Origin of the sequence: Arthrobacter sp. SLBN-83 (genome assembly GCF_006715285.1) — a bacterium.
In the GTDB taxonomy this organism is placed as follows: domain Bacteria; phylum Actinomycetota; class Actinomycetes; order Actinomycetales; family Micrococcaceae; genus Arthrobacter.
In genome coordinates, this window is sequence record NZ_VFMX01000001.1 from 1,645,453 (window position 1) to 1,663,795 (window position 18,343).

Annotated in this window: 12 protein-coding genes; 4 read left to right on the forward strand and 8 right to left on the reverse strand. The window is 64.7% G+C overall.

What is annotated here, in order from left to right; all coding sequences use genetic code 11:
- Positions 1-46 precede the first annotated feature (46 nt).
- The 4 genes from FBY30_RS07530 to FBY30_RS07545 all read right to left on the reverse strand — a co-directional run bounded on the left by FBY30_RS07530 (position 47) and on the right by FBY30_RS07545 (position 4,063).
- Positions 47-979, reverse strand: coding sequence for a 3-keto-5-aminohexanoate cleavage protein (locus FBY30_RS07530; RefSeq protein WP_142132304.1), 933 nt, complete (start codon positions 977-979; stop codon positions 47-49).
- 21 nt (positions 980-1,000) lie between these two features.
- Positions 1,001-1,765: an SDR family oxidoreductase gene (locus tag FBY30_RS07535; protein WP_142132305.1), complete on the reverse strand. Its 765-nt coding sequence runs from the start codon at positions 1,763-1,765 to the stop codon at positions 1,001-1,003.
- Between the two features lie 113 nt (positions 1,766-1,878).
- Entirely contained in the window at positions 1,879-2,937 is a 1,059-nt protein-coding gene (locus tag FBY30_RS07540; protein WP_235009371.1) for a LacI family DNA-binding transcriptional regulator, read from the reverse strand.
- A gap of 181 nt (positions 2,938-3,118) precedes the next feature.
- Positions 3,119-4,063, reverse strand: coding sequence for an alpha/beta fold hydrolase (locus FBY30_RS07545; protein WP_142132307.1), 945 nt, complete (start codon positions 4,061-4,063; stop codon positions 3,119-3,121).
- 173 nt (positions 4,064-4,236) lie between these two features.
- Here FBY30_RS07545 and FBY30_RS07550 point away from each other — a divergent pair, with 173 nt between their 5' ends.
- The gene (locus tag FBY30_RS07550) at positions 4,237-5,325 is read left to right on the forward strand and encodes an LLM class flavin-dependent oxidoreductase (RefSeq protein ID WP_142132308.1); all 1,089 of its coding nucleotides are present in this window, start codon (positions 4,237-4,239) and stop codon (positions 5,323-5,325) included.
- A 302-nt stretch (positions 5,326-5,627) separates the two neighbouring features.
- Here FBY30_RS07550 and FBY30_RS07555 read toward each other — a convergent pair whose 3' ends face one another.
- The gene (locus FBY30_RS07555) at positions 5,628-6,977 is read right to left on the reverse strand and encodes an ATP-binding protein (RefSeq protein WP_142132309.1); all 1,350 of its coding nucleotides are present in this window, start codon (positions 6,975-6,977) and stop codon (positions 5,628-5,630) included.
- A gap of 398 nt (positions 6,978-7,375) precedes the next feature.
- On the opposite strand from FBY30_RS07555, the gene FBY30_RS07560 reads away from it, so the two are divergent.
- Both FBY30_RS07560 and metH read left to right on the forward strand, forming a co-directional pair.
- Positions 7,376-8,797: an SIR2 family protein gene (locus FBY30_RS07560; RefSeq protein ID WP_142132310.1), complete on the forward strand. Its 1,422-nt coding sequence runs from the start codon at positions 7,376-7,378 to the stop codon at positions 8,795-8,797.
- A 290-nt stretch (positions 8,798-9,087) separates the two neighbouring features.
- Complete coding sequence (gene metH / locus FBY30_RS07565; protein ID WP_142132311.1) at positions 9,088-12,732, forward strand: methionine synthase; 3,645 nt, start codon at positions 9,088-9,090, stop codon at positions 12,730-12,732.
- Between the two features lie 38 nt (positions 12,733-12,770).
- Here the strand turns inward: metH and FBY30_RS07570 are convergent, their stop codons facing one another.
- Positions 12,771-13,331: a TetR family transcriptional regulator gene (locus tag FBY30_RS07570; protein ID WP_142132312.1), complete on the reverse strand. Its 561-nt coding sequence runs from the start codon at positions 13,329-13,331 to the stop codon at positions 12,771-12,773.
- A 95-nt stretch (positions 13,332-13,426) separates the two neighbouring features.
- Between FBY30_RS07570 and FBY30_RS07575 the strand changes: the two genes are divergently transcribed.
- On the forward strand, positions 13,427-14,854 hold the full coding sequence (locus FBY30_RS07575; protein WP_235009372.1) for an MFS transporter: 1,428 nt from the start codon (positions 13,427-13,429) through the stop codon (positions 14,852-14,854).
- On the opposite strand, the gene FBY30_RS07580 is transcribed toward FBY30_RS07575, so the two are convergent.
- Both FBY30_RS07580 and FBY30_RS07585 read right to left on the reverse strand, forming a co-directional pair.
- Positions 14,817-17,684, reverse strand: coding sequence for an ATP-binding cassette domain-containing protein (locus tag FBY30_RS07580; protein WP_142132313.1), 2,868 nt, complete (start codon positions 17,682-17,684; stop codon positions 14,817-14,819). The genes FBY30_RS07575 and FBY30_RS07580 overlap by 38 nt on opposite strands.
- Positions 17,681-18,244: a hypothetical protein gene (locus tag FBY30_RS07585; RefSeq protein WP_142135009.1), complete on the reverse strand. Its 564-nt coding sequence runs from the start codon at positions 18,242-18,244 to the stop codon at positions 17,681-17,683. The genes FBY30_RS07580 and FBY30_RS07585 overlap by 4 nt, the downstream gene beginning before the upstream one ends.
- Positions 18,245-18,343 lie beyond the last annotated feature (99 nt).

The window sequence follows — 18,343 nt, forward strand, 5'->3', positions numbered from 1 at the left end:
GGTGAGTGCCGCCGTCGTACCTTCCGCGTGGGCCACGGCGTAGCGGTCAGAATCCCACGTTGTCCCTGCCCTTGAGGCCCAGCATCTGGCGCGCTTCATCGGGCGTTGCGATCTCAAAGTTGAGTGCTTCGAGAATGGTGCGGATGCGGGTGACCTGCTCGGCGTTGGAGCGTGCCAGCTGGCCCGGGCCGATCCAGAGGGAATCCTCCAGCCCCACCCGGACGTGGGAGCCCATGGCTGCGCCGATGGTGGCAAGCGGCATCTGGTTCTTGCCGGCGCCAAGGATGGACCACTGGTAGTCGTCGCCCAGGAGCCGGTCCGCGGTGCGCCGCATGTGCATCAGGTCCTCGGGGTGTGCGCCGATGCCGCCCAGCAGGCCGAAGACGGACTGGACGAACAGCGGTCCCTTGGCCAGGCCCCGGGCGTGGAAGTGGGCCAGGTTGTTCAAATGGGATATGTCGTAGCACTCGAACTCGAAGCGCGTGCCGTTGGCATTGCCGATCTCCAGGATGGTCTCGATGTCCTGGAACGTGTTCTTGAAAACCAGGTCCCGGCTCTTCACCAGCCCTTCGCGTTCCCATTCGTGGGTGAAGTCCTTGAACCGGTCCAGCATCGGGTACAGCCCAAAGTTCATCGACCCCATGTTCAGCGAGGCGAGCTCAGGCTTGAACAAGGCGGCCGGCTGCATGCGTTCCTCAACGGTCATGTGCGGTGATCCGCCGGTGGTGATGTTGATGACCGCGTCGGTGTTCCGCTTGAGCTTGTCCAGGATGGGCTCGAAATGCTCGGGATTCTGCGATGGGCGCCCGTCCCGCGGATCGCGGGCGTGCATGTGCACGATCGCGGCTCCTGCTTCAGCTGCGCCGATGGCCGCATCAGCGATTTCCTGGGGTGTGACGGGCAGGTGTTCGGACATGGAGGGGGTGTGGATGGCGCCGGTAACGGCGCTGGTGATGATGACCTTGCGTGTTGCTGCCATGGGACGTTTCCTTTCGGGGTCTTAGTAGAGTTTTTCGGTGTTTCCGTCGACGGCCAGGGCCTGGCCGTTGACGTTGCGGGCCATGTCGCTGGCGGCGAAGACGGCCATGTTGGCGATGTCCTCGGCTTCAATGAGCCGGCCGAGTGACGACTGGTTGCTGTAAAGGGCGGAGACCGTGTCCACAGACTCGCCCAGCATGTCCGCCTTGGCGGCAATGACAGCATCGATCCTTGGCCCGTTGACGGCGCCAGGGCAGATGGCGTTGACCCGGATACCCTCCGGCCCGAGTTCGATGGCGAGGGTCTTGGTCAACCCGATGACCGCCCATTTGGAGGCTGAGTACGCGCTCCGCCCGGCCATGCCCAGGCGCCCAGCCGCCGACGAGAGGTTGATGATTGATGCCCCCGGTGTGGAGCGCAGGAGCGGCAGGGCGTGCTTGACGCAGTAGAACTGCCCGTGGATGTTGACGTCGAACGTCGCCTTCCAGGCCGCGCTGTCCAGGGACTGGATGGGGCCGGTCGGTCCGGCGATGCCTGCGTTGTTCACCAGGACATCGAGGCCGCCGAATTCGTCCCGGATCGTCGCCACGAGGGCATGGACCTGCGATTCGTCCGATACGTCACTGACCGCCGCGCGGAAGCCTTCCGCACGTGCTTTGTCGACGGCGTCCGGGTCAATGTCCGTCACGAAGACGTTCGCCCCGTGGGCCTTGAACTTGGTGGCGATAGCCAGGCCGATGCCGTTTGCGCCGGCAGTGACCAGGACGCGTTTTGAACTGAAATCCATGATGTTTCCTTGGGTATCGGCCTGCCCGGATTGGGGCAGGGGTGTTTTGGGTGTGCGGGATCGCGGCGCCGGCAACGGCTGCCGGTGCCCGGGCTGGTGAAGTGGATGGGCGGTTAGGCGCGCGGTCCGTTACACCCGCAGGTCCTCCCTATGTGGATGCGGTGCGGACAAATCAAAGAGCTGTAGGTGTTGGAAGGGGCTTCGATCCTGCGCAGCAGCATGGCAAATGCCTCCTGGGCCATCTCCTGCTGCGGCTGGACGATGCTCGTCAGGTTGATCAACCCGGAGCGGCTGTGGGCCAGCCCGTCGCACCCTGCGACCGCCACGTCCTCAGGAATCCGCAGGCCGCGGTCAAGCGCGTATTCCATTACGCCGATGGCGAGTTCATCACTGCCGCAGACCACGGCGCGTGGCGGGCTGGGCGAGGAAAACAGCCGTTCAGCTGCCAGCCGGCCACCTTCGTTGTTGACGCGCGTGCTGATCTTCCACTCGCCGCTGATGCTGACGCCGGCAGCGGCCGCGGTGCGGACAAAGGCCTGTTCGCGTGTAAGGGACGCGGTGGAGAAGCGCGGTCCCACCACCGTGGCTATGTCCCGGTAAGCGTGGCCCAGCATGTGTTCCATCAGCAGGGTTGCCGCCGCGTCGTCATCAATGCCGACGAAGTCGCCTTGCAGGAAGTCCGCCCTTCGCGACAGGCAAACGTAGGGGATCCGCGCGGTACGCAGGGTACGCAGGGCGGTGGCGTCCTCCCGCAGGGCGGCGGCCAGGATGACACCGTCCACGTTGCGGTTCGCGAGCGTGGCGGTGACTTGTGCGAGCGTGGCCGCATCGTCCTGCGTCGTTGCCACAAACACTTCGTAGCCGGAGTCGGCGGCAGCGGAGATAATGCCCTGGGCCCACTGGGGATACATCGGGTTGATGATGTTGGGCAGGATCAGCCCAATGACGCGGGTCCGCAGCGGATCGGGGGATGAAGACGACTTACGGGGCCTGAAGCCCAGCTCGTTCGCGACGCCGATGATGCGGCGCCGGGTTTCGACTGACACACCACCCTTACCGTTCAGCGCGTAGGACACCGTGGCAGGGGAAACGCCTGCTGCGCGGGCAACGGCCGCGGCCGAAACCGTTGCGGGGCGGGGGCCGGACGTTCTGCTGACTTTATGGCCGCTCACCGTCTGCCCCCTCTCCATTGACGTGCATTCACGGTGTTCTTGTGACGTCAATTACAGTAGGAGCGCGCTTGACCGTTAAGCAACGTTAAGTGCTGCGGGGGTACTTCCGCTGGAAGGTACGACGACGGCGGTGTGGTGAGTGCCGTCGTCGTACCTTCCGTATGAGGTGCTTAAGCGACCGTCAGCTGCCGGCCACCCGCTGGATGAACTCGACCGTCTCGCGCTCGGTTTTAGCGCGGGTGGTGGGTTCGTTGTGCACTTCGTGCCGGACGCCGGGGAAGACGCGGGTGCGGACGTCCGCGTGGCCCGAATCAGCCAGGCGGTTGGCCACGTGGTAGGCGCCTTCGCCGTAGTTGGTGACGGGGTCCTGATCGCCGGCGAGGATCAGGACGGGGAGCTCGGCGGGGAGCTGTTTGTACCAGTCGTCGGAGGTGACCTGGTCGTAGAGGTCCACGAAGCCCTGCAGGAAGCGGGCGCTGAGCGGGGCGCCGAAGTTGTTGAAGGGGTCCCGTCCGTGGTCGGTGACGACGTCCGCGTCGAGGGCCACCCATGCGGTGGGGCCGGCACCTTCACCGAAGCGGCCCAGGAAGCCGTCGAACAGCTGGGCCACCAGTTCCTGAGGCGCCGGTTCCGCGCCGCGCTCGCCGGAGGCAAGCCGCGCCAGCTCGGGGCGGTCGATCAGCTTCTCGATGCCGCGCATCTGGGCGGCAATGCCACAGAGGATCAGGCCGGACAGCTGGGTCCGCGAGTCCACGGCCATGCCGCGGGCGATCATGGAGCCCCAGCTGTGGCCGAACACCACGTAGGGAAGCTGGGGGAGTGCCGCCCTGGCCTTGGCCTGGAGGGTGACCTCGTCTGCGACCACCACGCTGGCGGCGTCCTCGCCGGCGTCGCCCCAGGTGCCCTGCTGCATGGCGGTTCGCCCGTGGCCGGAGTGGTCGCCCGCCACCACGATGAAGCCGGCGTCCACCAGGGTGGAGATGAGGTGGAGGTAGCGGCGGGAGTGCTCGCCGAGCCCGTGGATCAGCTGCACGATGGCCTTGGGCTGCCCGATGGGTTCGTATACCCATGCCTGGATGGTGTCGCGGCCGTTGGCGGACGTGAACTCGATTTCCTGCAGTGACATGTTTTCCTCCCGTGCCGGCGCCGTCGCTGGCTCGTGGTGAGCCTAACGTCTTGGTGGACGGCGCCGTCAAGGTTGTCTTTGGATGCGGCGCCGGGCCGTGGGACATGTTGGTTCATGCTTTGTCTTAGCGCCTAGTCTGAACATCAGCCACGTCCCGGATTCTGGAGGAAGCCATGCCGCAGCCCGACCGTCCTTTGCGCAAGCTGGGATTCCTCACCATTGGGCTGTTTGACCCACTTGATCCAGCTGCCGGGCATGAGTCGACGCTGCAGATCATTGAGCTGGGGGAGCGGCTGGGATTCGACAGTGCCTGGCTGCGCCACCGGCATCTGCAGTTCGGCATCTCCTCGCCCGTGGCGGTGATGGCTGCCGCCAGCCAGAGGACTTCGCGCATTGAGCTGGGAACTGCCGTGACGCCCCTAGGCTGGGAGAACCCGCTGCGCCTGGCGGAGGACCTGGCCACCGTGGACCTGCTGGCCGGCGGGCGGGTCAATCCCGGGGTGAGCGTGGGCGAACCGATGCAGTACGACACCGTGAAGCACGAGCTGTATCCCGATACCGCGGACGTGGAGGATTTCAGCTACGCCCGGGTGGAGCGGTTCGCGCGGCTGGTTGCCGGCGAGCCGGTGCGGGAGTTCTCCGGCAAGCAGGGCGTGGTGGGGGAGTTCTCCAACCGGGTGGAGCCGCATTCGCCTGGGCTGCGAGACCGGCTGTGGTACGGGGCCGGCAGTACGAAGTCAGCGGTGTGGGCTGGTTCGAATGGGTTTAACCTGCTGTCCAGCAGCGTGATCTATCCGGACAAGGACCAGGAGCCGGACTTTGCACTGGTCCAGCAGTCGCAGATCCGGGCGTTCCGGGAGGCTGCTGCGGCGGCGGGGCATTCTCAGGCGCGGGTTTCGCAGGGGCTGGTGGTGATTCCCACCGACTCGGCGTCGCCGGTACAGCGGGAGAAGTACACGCGGTATGTGGACGAACGGACTCCGCGCACCGCTGCCCCGCAGGGGCCGCGGGGAATGATGTTCGCGCGCGACCTGATCGGGACCAGCGAGGAGATCGCCGAGCAGCTGTATGCGCACGCGGGCTTTCAGGAGGTGGACGAGGTGGCGTTCGCGCTGCCCTTCAGCTTCGAACACGAGGACTACGTCCAGATCCTGACTGACATCGCGGGCAAGCTGGGGCCGGCTCTGGGCTGGGTGCCTGCGAGAGCCGACCAGCCAACGCCAAAGTCGCAGGGGCGCTGTCGTCTTGAACGCGACCTGTAGGAATGTGTCAATCATCAGACCCAGGAGACGTACGCCGGCCATCCGTTGGTTGAGGTCCGGTCAAAGCGTGGAGCCGGGCGCGGGACGAGCAAATCACTGCTGGCTGTCGGCGAGGCTTGAGCACGGCCAATGCGGTCCAGTTTGCGGCTCCTGCCGCGAAATCAAGTGACTGGGGCAGCCAGTCCAGCGACGTCGGTTGTTCCTTTCGAGGACTACTTCACGTCTTCAAGCAAATCAATCACCCAAAATCTAAAGACCGCCGGTGACAATATCGGCAATGCCCATAGCTCAGCCCGAACATCTCAGTCTGAGATCGGGAAGTAGCGGGTGCCTCGCCCGGAGCCTGTTCGAGATAATTGCCCGGCATCCACCAGGTCCTCAAAAAGACGCCTTATCGTTCGTTCCTGGTCGATCTTAGTTACTTGGCGCGCCTCAGTGTTATTGATTGACCCCTTCCGCTTTGCTGCCTCCATGATCGCTTGCGCAGGGCTTGCTAACGGTTCGTGAGAGATGGTCACGCGAACTCGGTCCGAGAGCTCCTCAATAACGGGATAACTGAGAAGCAGCTGTTCCATTGCCTTGAAGGCTGTATTGAGCCCTTCTCCAATGTCCATATTCGGTGGTTCGGGAAACTTGTTAACAATTCTTTGAATAAGAGGGTTCCGCGCGGACCTTTCATCCAGAATGTTCTGAACGGTTACGTGTCCGTGGAGGCGTCCAGGGCTGTCGATCTCGATTCGGTTGTCAAAGATCCGAACGTGGACGTAATCGCGCATACCGTAATCGCGGTGTAGGAAAGCATTGACGAGAATTTCGTGGAGAGCCTTGGACGGATACTCAACCGTTGTGAAGCCGCTGGAGTCAAGACGTGGAATCGTTGCAACGATTTCTTCTACTCGCCTCTTGGTCGTTTCGATTAGGGCTGTAACAGGACCCTCGATGGTCTCAGGCAAGCCGTCAAGATGATCTCGATCCTCCTGGCCCGATGTTTTATACCTGTAGAGTTTCACTCCGGAGTTCGGCAAATATGCCTGAGGAAGATCCGAAAATACGAGCGTTCCTGCGACTATGCCGCAATCGTTGACTACGAGGCGGTTCTTTTTCAAGAAATCTGAAGGTTCCGTAAAGACCGTGCCCTCCAGCATGAAGGTGAGCATGGTGGTCGAGTTCTCAAGCTCTTCCAAAGTGGCGTCAGTCTTAGTCGCTTCGTAATTGGAGTCACCCTTGGAACGCTTTAAGGCCTCAAGGCGCTCTCCTACCACCTGATGATTCTGGGCACCAATTCGTTGGTATGCCAAGTCAGCTTCTGTGTAGACGACATTTGGGTGCCGATCTATGTAGAACATAATAGCCACTCCATCTTTGGAGGAAGGCTTGATGTATTCAACTGTATAAAATTCTTGTCGCATGACTCTGGCGGCGAGGGAGGTGATGTCGTTGGTGGACTCGATGGATTCGAATGGCATCCATGTGCCATCGTCCTCCACTCCGATGAGAAGTTCACCGCCATCGGCATTAGCTAAAGAAGAAAAGGACTGCGCTACCTTTGCAGGCTTTATAGATCGACTCTTACGATCAAAGAACTGTGATTCGTCTCGGGTGCTGTGGTGCTTGACTTCTTCGTCCGTTGCAGTCCTTGTTTCGTAGCTCATGGCATTACTCTATGCGAAAGACGGAAGTTGTCCGATTAAGTATTCATTCGGACGTCGAAGATGGACGTCAAGAGTCGACGGTCGATCTAGATATTCAAGGTTGAGCGGCTGATCCATCCCCAATGCATCTTGCGTCTGGAGTCAACGTACTCACTAGGTGCTTGGGAGACTGCAGAGACGGAATCCAGCGCGCGCTTCAGATTTGATCCCTGTCCCGGATCTCGGCTGAAGACGATACCACCGCCAGTCTCATCACATCAGTTGTCCGACACGTCGAAAGCGGTTGAGACTATGACTGCGTTTAGGTGGCCAGTTCGCCGCGTGCCAGCACACTCTGCCGGCTAGAGAGAGCGAGTCGCTATTCGACCGCCCCGCATTGTCTGCACTACTTTGAGCAGATGACAAGCATTCCTTCGCATCGACCTCTCTACGTCCTTGGGGCTGGTTTCTCGAAGGCTATTAGCGCGAAAATGCCGGTCACGGATGAGCTCGGCGAAGCGCTAAGGGAGCGCCTCTCCAAGGACGTCGTTTTCGATCTGCGTCCAGGTCAGACTTTCGAGGACTGGCTCACACTCCAAGTCACTTCTCTCCCGTTTCTGGAAGGTTTTGAGAACTCAAGGCGCGGCGCGGAAGCTGCTCGAGTCGTGGCTGAGATTGCCAGCGTACTCGATGAGAAGGTCGCGGAGGCATGTGCGAACGACAGTCCAATTTGGCTACGTCAACTGGTCGCTCTTTGGCACGCAGAACGAGCGGTGATTCTCACCTTTAACTACGACACCCTTCTTGAGCGTGCCGTAAACGGAAGTCCACCGACAACCACGTCGCCCGAGGGGCATGTTCAGTACATACTTGGTGACCACGTCGTGTTCCCTGCCCCGCCGGCGCCTCAGGCACAATTCATGGGTGATTCAGGAGCAGGCCATACCGACAAGTCTTTCGAGGTGCTCAAGCTGCACGGATCGCTTGGGTGGTACTGGGCAGCAGGTGATAGTAGCGGGTCGACACTCATTCGAGTACGAGACAAGCACGTGTTCGGGTCACCTATGCCCTTGGCCTCCGAGATTGATTTCTCGGGAGCTACTAACCTTGACCGTTACCTAATTCCCCCCGTCACTAGCAAGGACGGCTATTACGGCTCCTATCTAGCCAACACCCTCTGGCGCAAAGCCCGATCTCTCGTCGCTTCGGCCTCTGCGCTTACGCTCGTAGGCTATTCGCTGCCCCCAGAAGACAGGGTGGCAAGTCAACTCATTGCCCAAGTCCGCAGCGACATCCCGGTTTGGGTGGTGGATAGGGACTCTGGCTCAACCTCACCTCCAACTCACGTACTTGGAAACCTCGCGCGATTAGGCCTCACAGCCTCGACGGCAGCCTCCGGACCAGAATGCGTCCCTGAGTTCGTGGCGGGCAAGCTCGCGGCAGCATTTGAGGAGCTACCGAAGGCCTCAGCTTTCGGCGGCGTTAACGCAACAGCGGATGTTGTGGTGGCAATCTCCAAGGGTTGGTCAGGTTCCGGCTCACTTTACGTCCTGGCGTGGAACACGGGGGAGCATTGCTTCGAGGCGCACGGCCTTGACTCGAACTTCATACGCGGTTCTTCGGCTCCGTACCGTGAAGTCGTCATGAGCTCGATGCCACCGGGGACCAAGAGACTCGAGGATTTTGTAACTGCCGAGCGATTAATGAGGCATACAGCTGGAGGAGAACCGTTCGTCTTCAAACACCCCCATTCGGGGAGATTGGCAGTCGGTATTGGTTTAGAACGCCTAGTGGTGGAGGGTTGGGAGTTGCTGGAGCTGAAATGGGCGCCATACTCCTAAATCTGGGAAAGCTCGAAGCTTGCTAGGTCAATTTACTAAGATTGAACAGCAATGGACGCTGGGGGTCGCGATTGCGCGCCTTGAGAGGGTTATTCCAGACACGCGCACATGGTGAGCTGGAAGTTGTGATCTGAGGATGACCTGTTTCCCGGGCCGCCGACGGTCTCGGCGGGCGTCCGCCTGCACAGGGTTGGTGAAGAACAACCGGTCCGGGCCTCGAAACGTGCGCCGCCGCCGTAGCATCCGGACACACAGCGCAACGCGGGCGCCCCCGCCCGTAACCTGTTTAAATGCCTCGTTTTGCACTGGACGTCGAGTCCGTTCCCCGCCCCGCCCGTTCGCAGGAACTCCTGGACGCCGTGAACCACCGGGTGGTCATCGCCGACGGCGCCATGGGCACCATGCTCCAAGGCCGCGACCTCCAGCTGGACACGGACTTCCAGAACCTCGAGGGCTGCAACGAGATCCTCAACGACACGCGCCCCGACGTCATCGCGGACATCCACGGCGCGTACTTCGCCACCGGCATCGACGCCGTGGAAACCAACACCTTCGGCGCCAACTGGTCCAACCTCTCGGACTACGGCATCGACGACCGCATCGAGGAGCTCGCCCTCAAGGGCGCCAAAATCGCCCGCGAACGTGCCGAGGCTGCAGAGGAAACAGACGGCCGCATGCGCTGGGTCCTCGGCTCCATGGGCCCCGGCACCAAGCTCCCCAGCCTGGGCCACACCAGCTACGACTGGCTCAAGCAGACCTTCGCCCTCCAGGCCGAGGGCCTCATCGACGGTGGCGCGGACGCGTTCCTCATCGAAACCAGCCAGGACCTCCTGCAGACCAAAGCCGCGGTCAACGGCTGCAAGCAGGCCATCGTCTCCAAGGGCGTCCGCCTCCCCATCTTCGTCGAAGTAACGGTCGAGACCACCGGCACCATGCTCATGGGCTCCGAAATCGGCGCCGCGCTCACCGCCCTGGAACCGCTCGGCGTCGACGCCATCGGCCTGAACTGCGCCACCGGCCCGGACGAGATGAGCGAGCACCTCCGGCACCTGTCCAAGCAGTCCTCCGTCGCCATCGCCTGCATGCCCAACGCCGGCCTGCCCGTCCTCGGTGCCAACGGCGCGCACTACCCGCTTTCACCCGCCGAACTCGCCACCGCCCACGAACAGTTCGTGCGCGAATTCGGCCTGGGCCTGGTGGGCGGCTGCTGCGGTACGACGCCGGAGCACATGGCCGCCGTCGTCGAACGTCTGGCGCACTTCCGCAACAAAGCCGTGGAGACAAAGCCAAACAACGCACCGGCAAGAATCCCCGAAGAGCGTGAAGCCGGCGTCGCCTCCCTCTACCAGCACGTGAACTTCGACCAGGAGTCCGCCTACCTGGCCATCGGTGAGCGCACCAACGCCAACGGCTCCAAGGCCTTCCGCCAGGCCATGCTCGAAGAACGCTGGGACGACTGCGTGGACATCGCCCGCGAACAGATCCGCGTCGGCGCGCACCTGCTGGATGTCTGCGTGGACTACGTGGGCCGCGACGGCGTGGCGGACGTCAAGGAGATCGTCTCCCGCTTCGCCTCCGCCTCCACCCTCCCGCTGGTCATCGACTCCACCGAACCGCCCGTCCTCAAAGCAGGCCTGGAACTCATCGGCGGTCGCCCCGTGGTCAACTCCGTCAACTACGAGGACGGCGACGGCCCCAACAGCCGCTTCGCCCGCATCATGCCGCTGGTCAAGGAACACGGCACCGCCGTCATCGCCCTGACCATCGACGAACACGGCCAGGCCCGCACCACCGAAGGCAAGGTGGCCATCGCCTCCCGCCTCGTCGACGCCTTGGTGGGCGAGTGGGGCATGCGCGTCGAGGACATCATCGTCGACTGCCTCACCTTCCCCGTCGCCACCGGCCAGGAGGAAACCCGCCGCGACGGCATCGAAACCATCGAAGCCATCCGCCAGATCACCGCGAAGTACCCGGGCATCAACACCACCCTCGGCGTCTCCAACGTCTCCTTCGGCCTCAACCCGGCCGCGCGCATCGTGCTGAACTCCGTGTTCCTGCACGAAGCCGTCCAGGCCGGCCTGACCAGCGGCATCATCGACGCCGCCAAGATCGTGCCGCTCGCCTCCCTCCCGGAGGAACAGCGCAAGGTGGCCCTGGACCTGGTCTGGGACCGCCGCGAATACGACGCCGACGGCAACACCACCTACGATCCCCTCGCCCGCATGCTCGACATGTTCGCCGGCGTCGACACCGCGGCCCTCAAGGACCAGCGCGCCGCAGAACTCGCCGCACTGCCCACCGGCGCCCGCCTGGAACGGCGCATCATCGACGGCGAAGGCAAGGGCCTCGAGGAGGACCTGGACCTCGCCCGCAGCGAAGGCATGACCCCGCTCGGCATCATCAACGACCACCTGCTCGAAGGCATGAAGGTGGTGGGCGAACGCTTCGGCGCCGGCGAAATGCAGCTGCCGTTCGTGCTGCAGTCCGCCGAGGTCATGAAGAACGCCGTCGCACTGCTGGAGCCGCACATGGAGAAGTCTGACTCCTCCGGCAAGGGCACCATGGTGATCGCCACCGTGCGCGGCGACGTGCACGACATCGGCAAGAACCTGGTGGACATCATCCTCACCAACAACGGCTACAAGGTGGTCAACATCGGCATCAAGCAGGGCATCGCCGAGATCATCGCCGCCGCGGAGGAACACAACGCCGACGTGATCGGCATGTCCGGGCTGCTGGTGAAGTCCACCGTGGTGATGAAGGAGAACCTCGCGGAGCTGCAGTCCCGCGGCCTGGCCAAGAAGTGGCCGGTCATCCTGGGCGGCGCCGCCCTCACCCGCGCCTACGTGGAGCAGGACCTGGCTGAGCAGTTCGACGGCGTGGTCCGCTACGCCAAGGACGCCTTCGAGGGCCTCTCCCTCATGGAACCCCTGGTGCGCCTGGCCCGCGGCGAATCACCGGACGACGTCGGCCTGCCGCCCTTGAAGAAGCGCATCCACAAGGGCGGGGCGAAGTTCACGGTGACTGAGCCGGAAGCCATGCCCGGCCGCTCCGACGTCGCCACCGACAACCCCGTGCCCGTGCCGCCGTTCTGGGGCACCCGCATTGTCCGCGGCGTCTCGCTCCACGACTACTCCGCGTTCCTCGACGAGCGCGCCACCTTCATGGGCCAATGGGGCCTCAAGCCCGGCCGCGGCGAAGACGGCGCCTCCTATGAGGAGCTCGTGGAACGCGAGGGCCGCCCGCGCCTGCGCTACTGGCTGGACCGCATCCTGGCCGAAGGCATGCTGGACGCGTCCGTGGCCTACGGCTACTTCCCAGTGGTCTCCGAGGGCGAACAGGTGGTGGTGCTTCACCACGGCGAAGATCCCGACGGCGTCCTGGGCCAGGCGGGCCTGCTCGCCCCGGACGGTGGTTCAGGCGGCCGGATCGGCACCGACCGCCTGCGCTTCGACTTCCCGCGCCAGCGCCGCGACCGGCACCTGTGCCTGGCCGACTTCGTGAAGTCCCGCGAGTCCGCGCAGATCGACGTGCTGCCGGTGCAGCTGGTCACCGCCGGCTCCAAGATCGAAGAGTTCACCTCCAAGATGTTCGCGGCCAATCAGTACCGCGACTACTACGAGCTCAACGGCCTGGTCATGCAGCTCACCGAGGCGCTGGCCGAGTTCTGGCACGCCCGTATCCGCAAGGAGCTCGGCTTCGCGGCTGAGGAACCCAAGGACACGGCGGGGTACTTCAAGCTGGACTACCGCGGCGCCCGCTTCTCGCTGGGCTACCCGGCCTGCCCGGACATGGAGGACCGCCGCAAGGTCACCGAGCTGCTGAAGCCCGAGCGCATGGGCGTCATCCTGAGCGACGAGCTTATGCTGCACCCCGAACAGTCCACCGACGCGTTCGTGTTCCACCACCCGGAGGCGAAGTACTTCAAGGTGTGAGCTGGCGGTTCCCGGGCCAGGCCCGGCAGCGCCCCCGCCTAAAGTGCGAGGAGCTTGCGGACATTCTCGACGACGGCCTGGCGCCTGCGCGCGACGGCGGGCAACTGGGCCCGGGCCATGTCCGGGGTGAGGATGTGCCAGGCCATGGCCAGGGCGCGGACCGCTGTCAGGATCTCGATGGCGGTCCGGTCGCTCGGTAGCAGGGCTTCCTTTTGGGCGGCTTCTATCCGGCTGAGTTTGTCCCGGTGGGACGCCGTCAGGCTATCCAGCTGGCCCTCCTCACCGCGTTCGAGGATGTACCAGTTGGTCAACCGGAGCGTGTTCGGATACTTCTGGTAGACGTCGAATGACCGCCCCGCGTAGCCGGGCAGGTCTGCCGCGTCAAACTCCACCTCGTCCACGAATGCGAGTACCCGCTGGCTGAAGACCTCGTCGAAGAGGCGGTCCTTGCTGTCGAAGTAACGGTAGATCATTGCCTTGTTCGCCTGCGCGATGTCGGCGATCCGGTCCACGCGGGCTCCGGCGATCCCGTACTTGGCGAACTCCTCCTCGGCTGCGTCGAGGATCCGTTTACGGGTTGCTTCAGCGTCTCGGGCCACTCCTGGACTCTAGCAAGTAACCGTTTAGTTGACAAAGAGCGGTAGGGGGTGCACTATCAAGTAACCAACCAGTTACTTAGTAAGGAGTATCGACTGTGAGCAGGTTACAAACGGAATTCAGGGTGGCCCCCTCGCCGGGAGGGTGGTCGCGGTTCATGGTGCTGGCCGTGATCATGGGCTGTCAGCTGATGATGGTCCTGGACACCTCAATCGTCACCACTGCACTGCCGCATCTGGAGCGGGAACTGGGCTTTACGGGTCCCACCTTGTCCTGGGTACAGAACAGCTACGCACTCGCCTTCGGCGGACTCCTCCTTCTGGGTGCCCGGGCCGGTGACCTGATGGGCCGCCGTCGGGTGTTCATGGCGGGCGTCGCCGTCTTCACCATCGCCTCGCTGCTTGCGGGGCTTGCACCGACTTCCGAGGTGATGATCCTGGCCCGCGTGCTGCAGGGAGTCGCGTCTGCGTTCGCCATACCGGCAACCTTGGCCCTGCTGGTCCAGTCCTTCCCGCAACCCGGGGAGCGGTCACGGGCCATCGGTATCTACAGCGCTGTCATCGGTGCCGGCGGAAGTGTCGGCATCATTGTTGGCGGAGTTTTCACTGACCTGCTTTCGTGGCGCTGGGGCCTGCTGATCAACGTGCCAATCGGTGCCGTCGTCCTGCTGCTTGCTCCCCGCTTCCTGCCGGAAACGGCGAAAAGCAGGGGCAGTTTCGACGCTCCGGGGGCACTTACTGTCACGCTCGGCATGACTGCCCTGGTCTTTGGCCTGGTCCACGCCGGCGAAGCAGGCTGGGCAACGCCGGCAACGTGGCTGCCATTGCTCCTGGCGGGACTGCTGATCGCCGCGTTTGTCCTCGTTGAGCGCCGCAGCACCCAGGCCATCACGCCCCTGCGCTTGTTCAGGGACACCACCCGCTCCGGCGCCTACATCATCCGGATCCTGATTGTGGGTGCTATGTTCTCAACGTTCTACTTCCTGAGCCAATACCTGCAGAACGTCCTCGGGTTCAGCGCCTTCACAGCCGGCATATCCTACATTCCGCTCACCCTCCTGTTCTTCGCGATGGTCTACGCCGTCCGTCCCCTCGGTGCCCTCATGGGCAAGCCCATGCTGCTGGTGGCTTCCCTGGTCATTGCGGCGCTGGGAATGTGGTGGCTGAGCACCATTGGGCCCGCCTCGACGTACTTCCCGGACGTCTTCCTGCCCCTCATCGTCCTGGGCGTTGGCCAGGGAATCGCCATCATCGTGCTCACCGAGTTCGGGATGTCCGGCGTGGCTCCGGAGGACAACGGTGCAGGGTCCGGCCTGGTGAATACTGCCCACCAGTTGGGCGGATCGATTGGCCTGGCCCTGCTCACGGTCGTGTTCAGCACAGCCGCCGGAACGGACGCACCCCGCGCCCCCGCCGACGCACAGGCCTATGCAGCCGTTTTCACCGCTGCCACCTGGTTTTACGTCCTTGCCGTCATCGGCGGAGTCGTCATCTTCGCAGCGAGCCGCCGGGCCGCGTCAAAGTAGGGGGCGGCGCTTCCGGCCCGTCCCCGCTGCGGCCGCCAACCCTTCCGCTGGCACCGGACACCGGCTTCACCCGGCGCAGCGAAGCCAGCACCGCCCGGCCCACCACCGCGATGCCGATCACCGTGGTGACGGCGCGCAGGGTGTCCCAGCCCGCCGTCGACGTCAAAAGTGAATACAGCAGGAAGCTGCTGAGGTTGGTGCCCAGTGGCGCGCCCGGAACGTAGGAGATGCCGGTGCCGGCGCCAACTGCGAAGGGCCAGAACCATAGGTTCAGCAACAGCCCGAACACGTAGGACGCCGCAATGCCATAGCCCGCCAGCATCCACAGCTCGGCTTTGCCGCGCACCCGGCGGGGGAGCAGCCCGGCCCCGGCGCCCACCCACGCGCAGGCGAAGATCTGGAACGGCGTCCACGGCCCAATCCCGCCCCACAGTGCGCTCGACACCGCAATGGTCGCCGCGCCGAGCAGTAGGCCGAACCGGGCGCCGAACGCGCGGCCCGCCAGGATCAGCAGGATGAACACCGCCTCCACACCGCCGACGCCGGTGCTCGCCACCCGCACGGCGGACCCGACGGCAGCCAGCACTCCGAGCAGCGCCACGGTGTGGGCCGAGCGGACGGAACCATCAAGGGAAAGTACGACGGCGACCGCGGCCACGGGTGCGATGGCCAGGGCGATGTAGGGGGTTGCGGCGGCAGCGTCCTGCGGGAGTGCCGCGGCAAGCAGCGGCCAGCAGAACGCGGCCAGGGCGGCCAGGTTGGCGAGGGCGAGGACAGCAAGCTCGGCGCCCCGCGGCATCCGGAGGCGGTGGGGCTTCGTGGCACGCGCGACGTCTGCCTGTTCAGCGGTGGACGCCTTAGCCTGGGCTTCGGTACGAGTAGGACGGGGCGCCGGGACATACGGTTCCGGAGCAGCGACAGGTTCCAAAGATGGTGCCACGCCGTCGAGCATCGGGAGGATCCGGGCGCCCAGGCCGTCGGCGAAGTCAAGGTCGTGCGTGGCGATGAGAACCGCTGTGCCGTCATCCGCTGCTGCCTGCAGTGCCGCCGCCACCGCAGTCCGTGCGGCAGGGTCGAGCCCGCGCGTCGGTTCGTCGATCAGCAGCACTTCCGGGGCGTCCATGGTCTGCAGCGCGATGGCCAGGATCCTGCGTTCGCCGGCGGACAGGTCCCGCGGATGTTCATGGCCGATGGGCATTCCCGCCGTTCCGCGCAGCCGGGCAAGGCGCGCAGCCGCAAACCCGGGCGCAGGCTGGGCATCCTGCTTCCCACGGGCCAGCCGCCGTTCCGCCGCCCGCAGCTCGCCCGCAACCGTGTCGCGGGTGAAGAGGTCGTCGGAGGCATCCGGCACCAGGGCGACCCGGCCGCCCTCGACCGCTCCGGCAGTGGCCATTCCTGGCACACTTCCACGCAGGGCCAGCGCCACCAACAGCGACGACTTTCCTGCCCCGTTCGGTCCCACGAGGGCCACAATTTCGCCGCGGCGCAGGTCCACCGAGGCGTCGCGCACCAGGGCCGTGCCCTTGTGGTGCACCGAGAGGTGTGCCGCGGTCAGCACGGAAGTCTGCCCCGGAACCGGAACGGATGCTTGAAGCGCACCAACCGGGGCGCAAGGGGCCGGCGCGGTAACGGGCACCAGCTCCGCATCCCGGATGGTCCACCACGCATCAGCAACCGGTACCAGTGCCTCGGCCCGGTGCTCGGCCACAATGATGCAGACCCCGTCCTCGCGGGCCAGCGCGTGGAGAATGGCGATGACGCGGCCGCGGGCGGTGGCGTCGAGGTCGGCCAGCGGCTCATCCACCAGGAGCAGCTGCGGGTTATCCACGACGGCGGCGGCGATAGCAACGAGCGTTGCCTCACCTGCAGAAAGGGTGCTGACGTTCCGGTCCAGCAGCGCCGCGACCCCGATCCTGTCGGCCACCTCCCGTACCCGGGCCTTCACGGCAGTGGAGGGCACGCCAGGGAGTTCAAGGGCCAGGGCGATCTCGTCCCGGACCCGGCTGGTGGCAAACGCGGCCCGCGGGTTCTGCAGTACGACACCCACCAAGCCCGCCGTATCACGTGGGGGAGCGGAGGCGCGGTCCGTCCCGGCAACCTGTACGGTGCCGGAGATCTCTCCGCCGTCGACATGCGAAAGGAGGCCCGCGAGGCCGCGCAGAATGGTGGACTTGCCGGAGCCTGTGGGCCCGGTGATCACCGCGACGGACCCGGCCGGCGGCGCAAACGAATCCGCCCTGATGCACGTGTCAGCGATGCGGAACCGGGCGTCGCGCACCAGAAGGGGAGTGCCGTCGTCGTGATTTCCTTGGCGGGATGCCCGGCTCCCGAAGCCCCGCAGCTCCAGGGCCGCCGCCACCCGGCCCGCGTGCTCCAGGGTCCGTTCGAGGATCGGCACCAGGGCGCGCGGTCCGAACTTTTCGCCCCGGAGCCGGAAGGCCAGGCGGACGGAGGACACGGCGTCGGAAAGTGCAGGAAGCGCCGCCCACGCCACCACCAGCATCCGGGCCACGCCCTGCAAGGGACCGCCGCGGGCCAGGCGCACGAAGCCTCGGGATACATCCACCCAGGCGTTGAGCAGGCCGAAACCCAGGATGGTCAGGGCGATCGGCAGGGCGGACAGAAAAGCCTGCCAGAGCCCGGGCCCGGTCACCGGGCCAAGGAACACCACGTGGGCGTACGGGGCCGGAAGGCGCAGCGGGGGCAGGTCCAGCAGGACCGGGGAACCGGTGGCCGCCCCGTCGAAAAGGACCCGGTAGGCGACCCGCGCCGCGATGAACACAGCAGCGAGAACCGCTGCTGCGCGCAACGGCGCGGGCCGGAAGGTCATGACGCGGGGGCCGCCGGTTCGTTGTCCACGGTGTAGAGCAGTTCAAGGCTCTCGCCGGGGTTGAGCTTGAGGCTGTCCAGGCCTTCCTGCGCGTAGGCCCACGTCCCGGCTGCCGGCTTCACCCAGAGGGCCCAGTACGAGACAGTGTTTTTGTCATCGCATGCTTCGCGGGTGGTGCCGCCCTTGTGCTTGATGTCGAAGTCCGGAGCGGGCACGCCGTTGACGCGGCACGCGAAGCTGGTGGGGTACTTGGCGGTGCCCTCGATCTTCACGTCGGCTTTGCTCAGCACGTCCGATGCCACGGTCGGCCCGTCCACGGACACGCAGGTGGAGGTAGCGGCGGTGGACTGCTTCAGGGCGCCGGAATCGACGATGACCTTCACGCCGGCGCAGGGGCCGGCGGAGGTTGAAGCGGCACTGGCGCTCGCCGAAGACGCTGCGGAAGAGGCAGGTGCCGAGGAACTTGGCGAGTTGCCGGCGGGGGTGGAACAAGCGGCGAGGGTAAGCAGGAGGCCAGCGGCGGCGATGGAGCTCGCGGCGGCGGTGCGGGTCTTAGTCAATGTCACCTGTCAAGGGTAGGGCGTTGCCGCTCCGGAACGGATGGCCGTTCCGTTGTGTGACGCGGTGCCCCACCACCCGCTGGTGCGGGGCACGCAAAA